Source organism: Vibrio olivae (assembly GCF_042428525.1).
Classification (GTDB): Bacteria; Pseudomonadota; Gammaproteobacteria; order Enterobacterales; family Vibrionaceae; genus Vibrio; species Vibrio olivae.
Window position 1 is genome coordinate 1 of the sequence record NZ_JBHMEP010000044.1, and the last position, 1,246, is coordinate 1,246.

Consider the following 1,246-nt stretch of genomic DNA (forward strand, 5'->3'; position numbering starts at 1 on the left):
TCCGGTGTCCGGGGCAGTTTTGCAATATGATTTAGAGGGTAATTTTATCAAAGAATGGGTTACTACGATGGAAATACAACGGCAACTTAATTATCATAGAAGTAATATTTCTAATTGCTGTAATGGTTTAGTAAAAACCGCATATAATTATATTTGGAGGTATAAAAATGAATGAATTAAATGACAAATCCCCGATGCCACAAGGTAAATTTAAGGGGCAACCGATGGAAAACGTACCGTATTGGCATTTGCTTTGGTTAGCCGACCAACCGTTTTGCCGTAAGGACGTAAAACAGTACGTCGAGGAAAACCGGGACGTATTGGAGTTAGAGAAAAAGCGGGATAAATTCCGCAACGAAAACGAGTAATAACAATTTAACAGTAACGAGAGTATGAAATTTGAATTAAAAGACATTTGTTTTTTCGATTGCGAAACAACCGGAGTACCCGCAAAGGGTTTGAAATGGGATGCGGATTTTAACCAATTCCCGCACGTCGTACAATTGGCGTGGGCGTTCGGCGACAAAGAACGCAGTTTTATAATTAAGCCGGACAATTACGAGATACCGCCGGAAACAACCGCAATACACGGGATAACGACCGAACGGGCAATTGCCGAGGGTGTACCGTTTGCCGAGGTTATCGACGAATTTTTGACGGATGCCGCCGCCGCACCGCTTGTATGTGCGCACAACATTTATTTCGATACGTCGATGTTGAAAGCGAACATTTTGCGTTATTGCGGCAAAGAGTATTACGACGCCAAAGCCGAGGACGCATTGCACAAGGGAAAGCGCATTGATACAATGATGAAAACTATTAAATTTGTCGGCGTATTGTATCAGAATGGCAAACCGGGAAAATTCCCCAAATTGGAGGAATTATATAGTAAGTTATTCCCCGGCGAAACATTCCCGGCGCATGACGCATTAGAGGACATAAGGGCGTTGCGCCGTTGCGTCCCGGAATTGGTTAATTTGGGGATTATTGAGTTAGCGCAAAAGGAATACCCGGCGGAACAACTCAAAGCCCAATTTGAGCCGGAAAAGCCCAAAGGCGGGCGCAATATTGAGTTCCACGACCCCAACCCGGTAACGGAACCAATCGGAACCGGGGAACCCGTCCCGGAACCAACCCCGGAACCGGAACGCCCGGCGGTTCCGTCGAATAGTAAGACACGGGAATTATTGGACGAAACAGAATTTTAAGTTATAAAACCGTTCCGGGCGTATTCCCGGTAACAATC

General features: G+C 45.3%; 3 protein-coding genes. All 3 read left to right on the plus strand.

Annotated elements, in window-relative coordinates; translation table 11 throughout:
* The first annotated feature begins 4 nt into the window (after window positions 1-4).
* From ACFFUV_RS23350 to ACFFUV_RS23360, 3 genes are read left to right on the plus strand one after another with little or no spacing between them, the layout of a single operon-like run.
* Window positions 5-175 carry an NUMOD1 domain-containing DNA-binding protein gene (locus ACFFUV_RS23350; protein ID WP_390198309.1) on the plus strand — a complete coding sequence of 57 codons (171 nt, stop codon included), beginning with the start codon at window positions 5-7 and terminating at the stop codon, window positions 173-175.
* Window positions 168-368, plus strand: coding sequence for a hypothetical protein (locus ACFFUV_RS23355; protein ID WP_390198305.1), 201 nt, complete (start codon window positions 168-170; stop codon window positions 366-368). The genes ACFFUV_RS23350 and ACFFUV_RS23355 overlap by 8 nt, the downstream gene beginning before the upstream one ends.
* Window positions 369-392: 24 nt before the next feature.
* Complete coding sequence (locus tag ACFFUV_RS23360) at window positions 393-1,208, plus strand: 3'-5' exonuclease (RefSeq protein WP_390198306.1); 816 nt, start codon at window positions 393-395, stop codon at window positions 1,206-1,208.
* Window positions 1,209-1,246 lie beyond the last annotated feature (38 nt).

What these genes read in the sequence shown, in the direction of transcription:
- ACFFUV_RS23355 (WP_390198305.1), top strand. Translation starts at nt 168, where the DNA reads ATGAATGAATTAAATGACAAATCCCCGATGCCACAAGGTAAATTTAAG.
- ACFFUV_RS23360 (WP_390198306.1), top strand. Translation starts at nt 393, where the DNA reads ATGAAATTTGAATTAAAAGACATTTGTTTTTTCGATTGCGAAACAACC.